Origin of the sequence: Nocardia sp. NPDC002869 (assembly GCF_046764065.1) — a bacterium.
GTDB lineage: Bacteria > Actinomycetota > Actinomycetes > Mycobacteriales > Mycobacteriaceae > Nocardia > Nocardia rhamnosiphila.
On the sequence record NZ_JBKOOL010000221.1, the window covers coordinates 1 to 8,004 of the forward strand.

The 8,004-nt window shown below is 67.5% G+C and carries 9 protein-coding genes; 8 read left to right on the forward strand and 1 reads right to left on the reverse strand.

Annotated elements, in window-relative coordinates:
- Positions 1-99: 99 nt before the first annotated feature.
- From ACLML9_RS26450 to ACLML9_RS26480, 7 genes are all read left to right on the forward strand, one after another.
- A complete protein-coding gene (locus tag ACLML9_RS26450) occupies positions 100-1,191 on the forward strand; it encodes an ABC transporter substrate-binding protein (protein ID WP_411948059.1) in 1,092 nt (363 codons plus the stop codon).
- Positions 1,192-1,542: 351 nt separating this feature from the next.
- Positions 1,543-2,409, forward strand: coding sequence for a dioxygenase (locus ACLML9_RS26455; RefSeq protein WP_411948067.1), 867 nt, complete (start codon positions 1,543-1,545; stop codon positions 2,407-2,409).
- Positions 2,410-2,533: 124 nt separating this feature from the next.
- The gene (locus ACLML9_RS26460; protein WP_411948060.1) at positions 2,534-2,755 is read left to right on the forward strand and encodes a hypothetical protein; all 222 of its coding nucleotides are present in this window, start codon (positions 2,534-2,536) and stop codon (positions 2,753-2,755) included.
- A gap of 170 nt (positions 2,756-2,925) precedes the next feature.
- Complete coding sequence (gene nrdF, locus ACLML9_RS26465) at positions 2,926-3,888, forward strand: class 1b ribonucleoside-diphosphate reductase subunit beta (protein ID WP_411948061.1); 963 nt, start codon at positions 2,926-2,928, stop codon at positions 3,886-3,888.
- Positions 3,889-4,337: 449 nt separating this feature from the next.
- Positions 4,338-5,159 carry an SH3-like domain-containing protein gene (locus ACLML9_RS26470; RefSeq protein WP_411948062.1) on the forward strand — a complete coding sequence of 274 codons (822 nt, stop codon included), beginning with the start codon at positions 4,338-4,340 and terminating at the stop codon, positions 5,157-5,159.
- A 30-nt stretch (positions 5,160-5,189) separates the two neighbouring features.
- Positions 5,190-5,912, forward strand: coding sequence for a thiocyanate hydrolase subunit gamma (scnC, locus tag ACLML9_RS26475; RefSeq protein ID WP_411948063.1), 723 nt, complete (start codon positions 5,190-5,192; stop codon positions 5,910-5,912).
- An 18-nt stretch (positions 5,913-5,930) separates the two neighbouring features.
- Complete coding sequence (locus ACLML9_RS26480; protein ID WP_411948064.1) at positions 5,931-6,305, forward strand: thiocyanate hydrolase; 375 nt, start codon at positions 5,931-5,933, stop codon at positions 6,303-6,305.
- A 28-nt stretch (positions 6,306-6,333) separates the two neighbouring features.
- On the opposite strand, the gene ACLML9_RS26485 is transcribed toward ACLML9_RS26480, so the two are convergent.
- A complete protein-coding gene (locus ACLML9_RS26485) occupies positions 6,334-7,350 on the reverse strand; it encodes a helix-turn-helix transcriptional regulator (protein WP_411948065.1) in 1,017 nt (338 codons plus the stop codon).
- Between the two features lie 62 nt (positions 7,351-7,412).
- Here ACLML9_RS26485 and ACLML9_RS26490 point away from each other — a divergent pair, with 62 nt between their 5' ends.
- Positions 7,413-7,952 carry a TIGR03086 family metal-binding protein gene (locus tag ACLML9_RS26490; RefSeq protein ID WP_411948066.1) on the forward strand — a complete coding sequence of 180 codons (540 nt, stop codon included), beginning with the start codon at positions 7,413-7,415 and terminating at the stop codon, positions 7,950-7,952.
- Positions 7,953-8,004 lie beyond the last annotated feature (52 nt).

The window sequence follows — 8,004 nt, forward strand, 5'->3', positions numbered from 1 at the left end:
GTTGCGGTCAAGATCTCCGATGCCCGCCACCACCAGGGGGCCTCAACCCCGCGCCGCCGAAGGCGGCGCCAAACAACACCGCCGTGTACCCTCACCGGCATGCCGGTGAGCCCCGCTGTCCACACCCCCGCCGCGCGTGAGACCCGGATCTCCGGGCGGACCGGCCGGATCGGCCGGCTCTTGGGCGCCGTGCTCGCCTGCGCCGCGCTGGCGGTGTCCGCGTGCGCGAGTCATCCCGACGATTCGGTCTCGATCATCCGCACCACGACGAATATCGCCGGGGCGGGCGTGGTCGGTATCGAACGGGACACCACACAGGCCTGCCCGCTGCCGTCCGCGCCCGATCCGGCGGACGGGCCGACCCGCGCCGTCCGGCACGCGTCCGGCGAGTCCCGGGTTCCGGCGGATCCGCAGCGCATCGTGGTGCTGGGCACCTCCGCGCTCGACGCCACCTGCGCGGTCGGTCTGTGGGAGCGGGTGGTCGGCACGACTACGCTCCCGGGTCCCGTACCGCAGCCCGGCTATCTGGGTTACGGGGTCGTCGAGATTCCCGGTGTGGGTACCGCCGCCGACCCGGATCCGGCACTCATCGCCCAGCTGGACCCCGACCTGATCATCGGTGAGGTGCCGGCCGGCCGGGCCGGCTACGAGGCATTGAACGCGATCGCCCCGACGGTGCTGGTCGGCGCGGAGCCGAATTGGGAGAAGCAGTTCACCGCGTTCGCGGGCGCGATGGGCCGGCAGGGGGCGGCCGCGGCGGCGCTGGACGCCTATCACACCGAGGCCGCCGATACCGGCGCCACCATCAATGCCCGCTACGTCCAGGCCTCGATCGTGCGTTTCACCCCGGGCGGTACGGAGTACCTGGGCGGCGAGACATTCGCCGCGCAGATCCTCGCCGACACCGGCGCCACCCGGCCCACCGCGCAGCGTGACAACTCCGCGCCGATCGACGAATCCGATCCCGTGGCCGCCGAGGGCGATCTGATCTATGTGCTGTTCGCGGGCGCGGACGGGCAGGAGCACGGGGAAACGGTGATGCGCTCGCAGCCGTGGGAGGAACTCGGCGCGGTGGCCGACAATCGCACCTTCGTGGTCGACGACGCGCTCTGGCACACCACCGGCCTCACGGCGGCGCGGGCGGTTCTCACCGATATCCGCGACACCCTCAACGCCTACGTCATGGACTGACGCTCCCGCACACACGGTCGATGTGGCAGCCGCCGGTCACGCCGTAGGGACGGACGCTTCCCGCAGGGCAGCAGGTCGGACCCGCGGCGGATCGGCACCCCGGCACGCCGGGTGACCCGCCCGCCGGGTCACGGTGCGCAGTGGGGCCGAGCTCGGTATTTCGCGACGGCAGTCGTCGGCAGCTGGGGCGATCGGTCCACAGAGGACTCACAGTGCGGCTCCAGCAATCCGCCAGACAGCGTTCCTACCGTGGGTGTCACCCCATCGGAAAGAGGTGCGCACGTGCGGAAACGACCTGAACGGCCACGAACGGAACTACCCCACGAACACGATCTCGGGCTCGCCCACGATATGTCGGTGATGCTGTCCCGGCGGCGCGCGCTGTGGATCATGGGCGCGGTCGGGACCGCATCCGTGGCCGCGGCCTGCTCGTCCGGCACCGGCACCACGACCACCGGATCGGCGTCCTCCACCGCCGCCGCGAGCGGCACCGCGGTCGCCGCCGCCCCGCAGGAGACGGCCGGACCGTATCACGGTGACGGCTCCAACGGGCCTGATGTGCTGGTCGAGTCCGGTGTCGTCCGCTCCGATATCACCGGCGGCTTCGGTTCGTACACCGGTACCGTCGAGGGCGTGCCGGTGACCATCCGGCTCACCCTGCAGGATCTCGCGCGCGACGGCGCCGCCGGTAAGGGTATGGCCCTCTACCTGTGGCATTGCGACCGCGACGGCGAAGACTCGCTCTACGGCCGGGACATCACCGAACAGAACTATCTGCGCGGGGTCCAGGTCGCCGACGAAGCCGGGCAGGTGAGCTTCACCTCGATTTTCCCGGCCTGCTGTTCCGGCCGCCGGCCGCATATCCACTTCGAGGTCTACGACAGCCTCGCGACCGCGGTCGCCGGGGAGAACGCCCGACTGACCTCCCAGATCGCGCTGCCGCAGGAAGCGTGCGAGCAGGTGTTCGGCGCCGACTCCGGTTATGCCCGCAGCGTGCCGAACCTCGGGGAGGTCACGCTGGCCGGCGACCCGAAGAACGGGATGGAGATCTCACTCACCGTCGGTGTGGCCGAGAAGTCGGCGAATCGAGCCGAGGGTGGTCCCGGACAGGGTGGCACCCCGCCGGAACCGCCCGCGGGTGGCTCGGGCCCCGGCGGCGCTCCGCCGGCCGGCCCACCTCCCGGCGGCGCGCCGCGGAACGGTACTCCGGCCGGCTGACCGGAAACGCGGCCCGCCGCTGAGTCCCGTCCGCCGCCGAAGCCACCGGTCCGCAACCGGACATCAACCGTTCCGAGACCCTGTTTCTGCAGGTGAAAGGCCATATCGGGCGTACCGTCGAGGTATGGGCGGCAAGGCTGAGGGTGATCGCTCACTCGCGAGCCGGCTGAGTATCGGGATCGCCATCGGACTGGCGATCGGCATCCCGCTCGGCCTCGTGGTGCTGAACAACCTGGCCCTCGGAATCGGGCTGGGTATCGGCTTCGGCCTGGCGTTCGGCCTCACGATGGCGCCGTCGGGCGACGACAGATCCGACGGCCACCACAAACCGCCGACCGACGACTGAAGTACGCTCGGCGCCTGCGGTCCCACGCGCGCCGAAATCTCCCGCTCCCTAGCGCATTCGACGCGCGAAACACAAGTTGTGGTAGCGCTCGGTGATTCGAACCCCAAGGGGTAGTGTTACGGCACGCGCAGGGCAGTCGTCGGATTCGTTGGGAAGGGTGTGGAAGCAGCATGAAGCTCATCGATCGGGTTTCGGCCATCAACTGGAATCGGGTACCCGACGAGAAGGACGCCGAGGTCTGGGATCGGCTCACCGGTAACTTCTGGCTGCCGGAGAAGGTCCCGGTGTCCAACGACATCCCCTCCTGGAACACCCTCACCGCCGACGAGAAACAACTCACCATGCGGGTGTTCACCGGCCTCACCCTGCTGGACACCATTCAGGGCACCGTCGGCGCGGTCAGTCTCATCCCCGACGCGCTGACCCCGCACGAAGAAGCGGTGCTCACCAATATCGCGTTCATGGAGTCGGTGCACGCCAAGAGCTACAGCTCGATCTTCTCCACCCTGTGCTCGACCCGCGAGATCGACGACGCCTTCCGGTGGTCGGAGGAGAACCGCAGCCTCCAGCGCAAAGCCGAGATCGTCCTCGAGTACTACCGCGGCGAGGACCCGCTCAAGCGCAAGGTCGCCTCCACCCTGCTGGAGAGCTTCCTGTTCTACTCCGGCTTCTACCTGCCGATGCACTGGTCCTCGCGCGCCAAGCTCACCAACACCGCCGATATGATCCGCCTGATCATTCGTGACGAGGCGGTGCACGGCTACTACATCGGCTACAAGTACCAGCGCGGACTCGAACAGATCACCCAGGCCGAACGCGACGACCTGAAGAACTACACCTTCGAGCTGCTGTTCGAGCTCTACGACAACGAGGTCGACTACACCCAGGACCTCTACGACGAGGTCGGCCTGACCGAGGACGTCAAGAAGTTCCTCCGCTACAACGCCAACAAAGCCCTGATGAACCTGGGCTACGAGGGCCTGTTCCCGAAGGACGAGACCGACGTCAACCCGGCCATCCTGTCGGCCCTGTCCCCCAACGCCGACGAGAACCACGACTTCTTCTCGGGTTCGGGTTCCAGCTATGTCATCGGCAAGGCGGTCAATACCGAGGACGAGGACTGGGAGTTCTGAGCGGACGAGGCGCTCGCTGTGGTGGCGCCGCTGCGGCGTCGGCCACCACAACCGGGCCCGGCCGCGACCATTTGCGCGACAATATCCGTAAACTATTGTGGCACAAATAAATTCATCTTCTACCACGGTGTGTCGAGGTTCTCGGCGCGGCGCCGAATGCCACCGTCCGTCCCTCGGCACCACGCCGGGCGACCCCCGGGATGCGGCCTGCGAGACCCACCGGCACGGCTCCGGGCGAAGCTGCCATCGGAACACCTCCCCCGGTCTCCGCCCGCGATCGGGGACCCCCGCGCCGGGCAACCGGGCCGGGCGTCGTATATCGAACCGGAGTATCGGCTGGTCGGCGCCACCGGAACCGAGTCACAGATTTGATGGTTTCGAAACCGGAGCGCCCGACGGTCTCCCGTTAAGGTTGATGGCGACCTACCCACTTCAGGGAGATGGCGATCATGGCAAATTCGGTCATGGACGACTACGTCAGTCAGCTGCGCGTCGCGCTACACCAGCTCCGCGATTGGCCCTACCCCGATCAGATAGATCACGAGCTGTTCCGGGCATTCATGAAAACCCCGCACGATGTGGGCGGGGAACCCGATGCACCGGCTGTTTCCGAAGAAAAGGAGGAGGAGGTCTGGGAGCTCAATACGTTCATCACCTGCGAGGTGCTGGGCTGGCGGGGCATCTGGACTTCCGAGGAGCGCCGCCGGCTGGGAAATGTCGATGTCGGGCGTACCCAGTATCTCGGTTTTCCCTATTACGGCCGCTGGGTGCTGGCTGCCGCTCGCTGCCTCATCGACAAACGGCATATCACGCTGCGTGAACTGCTCGAACGCACCCAGGAGGTCCGTGAGCGCAGCGCGGGCAGCCCGGGCCCGTTGGAAGCCGCGCCCCGCGGGACCGGAGACGGTACCGAGGTGGTCCGGAATATTCATCACCGTGACGCGGTCGGCCACGGTGATCCCCAATGTTTTGCCGGGCAAGCGGACACTCCCCGGTTCGGGGTCGGCGATCGGGTACTGGTGCGTGAGCTTCCGACTATCTTCTACACCCGCACCCAGGAGTATTTGCGCGGTAAACCGGGGACTGTGGTCACAGTGTCGTACGAGAGCCCGATACCGGAGGACGAGGCGTTCGACCGCGAGGACCGGCGCCCGGAATGGTTCTACATCGTGCGCTTCGATATGACAGATCTGTGGGATCCGTACCAGGGATCCCCCGGCGACACTTTGCAGGCGGAAATATCGGAGCCCTGGCTCCAGGCGATCTCGTAGACCGGGTTACACCTCAGTGAGAGGAACACGATGAGCGGGATATCGAACGAAGGCGAGGACTCCGAAGCTCCCCGGCATGCCGCGCCGATGGTGGAGGAGGTCACCGATTTCGAGGTGCTCGAGATCGCGCTCCGCGAGCTCGCTATCGAGAAGGGACTGTTCACCGCCGAGGACCACCGCCGGTACACCGAGTATTTCGAGCAACTCGGTCCGGCGCCGGGCGCCCGGTTCGTCGCGAAAGCGTGGTCCGACCCCGATTTCAAGCAGCTCGCCTTGGACGACGCCATCACCGCATGCCATGAGGTCGGCATCGATTGGCTGAAACCGACGGGCTTCGGAACACCCAGCGATTTCACCGCGCTACACATCCTCGAGGACACGCCGACGCTGCATCACGTGGTGTGCTGCAGCTTGTGTTCCTGCTATCCCCGTCCGCTGCTCGGGAATTCGCCCGAGTGGTATCGAACCCCCAACTACCGCCGCCGGCTCGTCCGCTGGCCGCGCCAGGTTCTCGCCGAATTCGGCCTCTACCTCACCGAAGACGTCGAAATACGGGTCGAGGATTCCAATTCCAAGCACCGGTTCATGGTCCTGCCGGTACGCCCGGACGGCACGCAGGGTTGGACCGAGGAGCAGCTCGCCGAGATCGTGACACGTGACTGCTTGATCGGTGTCGCCCTTCCCAGGCCCGGACGAATCGCGGACGTGGAACGCCCCGTGCATGCCGCGGTGCACCCGGCGCAGAACTATTGACGGACCGGAGGACAACGGATGCCAGTGGACAAGGACGTCACGCGGGTCAGAGTGCAGCTGCTGGAAGAGATGATCGCCCGGGGGCAGGTGTGGTCACGGATGGCCGGCAAGTACGGCGTCGAGAACCCGTCTCCACCGTGGAAATCGAGTCTGGACGGGATATGTGATGCCCTCGACCGGGAAGGGGCGGCGCTACCGCTGCTCGCCCGGCGTGACGAAGAGGACCGTCTCACCGGGGAGGTGTATCCGGCACTGCCGTTCCCGGAGAATCAGCTCGTCGCGCTGGCGCATTCGTTGATCGCCAGAGGAGTCATCGACGAGGCCGAGTTGGCCGGCCATATCGAGGAGGTCCGGACCAGGCTGGAAGCGGGTGGATGCACTGAACTGAACTGAAACCGGGCATGCGCGCTACGTTTCACGGTCAACGAGAATTCTGTCCGTATGGCGCAAGTTTCATTTCGGCCGTATCCGACCGCCGCGACGCCGTCCGATGATGTTCGCCTGCTGCCTCCGCGATCGCGATGATCCGGTCCCGCAGCTCCGCCGGGGCCAGGACATCGACCTCGGCGCCGAAACCCACGAGCATGGCCGCGGCTGCTTCCACGCTGCGCACCCGCAGCCGGTGCGCGTCCGGCTCGTCGGGGACTGGCTCGGGGTCGCCGAGCGCGGTCACCGCCAGCGACCGCAATACCAGCGGTAATCGCGGCGGGTGCACGCGCAGCACGATCTCGGTGGCGGGCGCCCCACGGAAGTCGTCGCGCATCTGCCGCCACATCTGGTGCAGATCGAGGTCCGGCGGCCGGCGGCCGGGCTCACCGAGCCGGTGCACGGCGCTGATCCGGGACACCCGGTAGGTGCGCGGCCGGCCGCGATGGGCGGCGATGAGGTACCAGGTCGTGCCGACCTGGAGCAGCCCCCACGGATCGACGGTCCGGTCGCCCGGAGCGTCGGCCTGTCTCGACTGATAGCGGATCCGGATCCGCTCATCGTCGAGCACCGCGGCCTGCACCGCGGCCAGTGCGTCCAGCACCGCCGGATCGCGGTGCCATCCGCCGGCGTCGAGGACGATCCGATCCTGCACATGCGTGACCAGCCGGTGCTGATCGTCGGGAAGAGCGGTGGACAGTTTGTGCAGCGCGCGACAGAACGAGTTCCCCAGGCCGAGCGCTTCGGCCGTACCGCGCCCGCCCGCGACGAAGAGCGCGCGGGCCTCTTCCGCGGTGAGCTGCTCGGCATCCGGTTCGAACCCGGGGACCAGGGCGAATCCGCCACCGCGGCCACGTTCCGCATACACCGGGATACCGGCGGCGGACAGCGACTCCATATCGCGCAGCACTGTCCGTTTGGTGACTTCGAGGCGTTGGGCCAGCTCGGCGGCACTCATCCGCCCGTGCCGCCGGAGCAGTTGAACGATCTGGAGCAACCGGTCCGCGCGCATTTCTCCAGAATCTCACGAAAAGGTGACACCAGATGTCACCTTGTGTGTCCGAGACTGTTCCCATGACGCAGATTCCGGATTTCCGATCAGACCTCGCCGCCGCCCAGGAGTGGGTGGCCGGACTCATGGCCGCGGTCCGGCCCGACCAGTGGAGTGCCCCTACCCCCTGCACGGACTTCGATGTCCGCGCGCTGCTCGAGCACCTCTCCTGTCATCCGGCCAAACTGGTGGCGACCGCTACCGGCGCCGACCCGCGCGCGCTCCCCGCCCGAGCGGATATCGACATGAGCCGTCCCGGTGAGGACTACCTGAAACGGTCGAGCGCCGCGCTGGACCGGTGGGCCGACGACGCGCTGCTGACCCGCCCGCTCCTGGCACCCTGGGGCGAGGCCCCCGGCGGGCTCGCCGTCGGCGGCTATCTCATGGAGACCGTCGCGCACGGCTGGGACCTGGCCGTATCCATCGGACAGCCCGCCGAAGCCGATCCGGCACTGGTGGCGAAGGCGCAGGCCATCGCCGACCGAGCGGTGAATGACGCGTTCCGCGGCCCCGGGTCACCGTTCGTCTTCACGCCTCCTGTAACTGGTCTGCCGCGCTCGTAGGCGGCCGATGTTCCACCCCTGGACCGCCGTCGTCCGCGGATCGGCCGGGGCC

Bases quoted from the DNA above. Each gene is read 5' to 3' on its own strand.
- ACLML9_RS26490 (WP_411948066.1), top strand. From the start codon at position 7,413: ATGACGCAGATTCCGGATTTCCGATCAGACCTCGCCGCCGCCCAGGAG.
- ACLML9_RS26455 (WP_411948067.1), top strand. From the start codon at position 1,543: ATGTCGGTGATGCTGTCCCGGCGGCGCGCGCTGTGGATCATGGGCGCG.
- ACLML9_RS26485 (WP_411948065.1), bottom strand. From the start codon at position 7,350: ATGCGCGCGGACCGGTTGCTCCAGATCGTTCAACTGCTCCGGCGGCAC.
- nrdF (WP_411948061.1), top strand. From the start codon at position 2,926: ATGAAGCTCATCGATCGGGTTTCGGCCATCAACTGGAATCGGGTACCC.
- ACLML9_RS26470 (WP_411948062.1), top strand. From the start codon at position 4,338: ATGGCAAATTCGGTCATGGACGACTACGTCAGTCAGCTGCGCGTCGCG.
- ACLML9_RS26450 (WP_411948059.1), top strand. From the start codon at position 100: ATGCCGGTGAGCCCCGCTGTCCACACCCCCGCCGCGCGTGAGACCCGG.
- ACLML9_RS26460 (WP_411948060.1), top strand. From the start codon at position 2,534: ATGGGCGGCAAGGCTGAGGGTGATCGCTCACTCGCGAGCCGGCTGAGT.
- ACLML9_RS26480 (WP_411948064.1), top strand. From the start codon at position 5,931: ATGCCAGTGGACAAGGACGTCACGCGGGTCAGAGTGCAGCTGCTGGAA.
- scnC (WP_411948063.1), top strand. From the start codon at position 5,190: ATGAGCGGGATATCGAACGAAGGCGAGGACTCCGAAGCTCCCCGGCAT.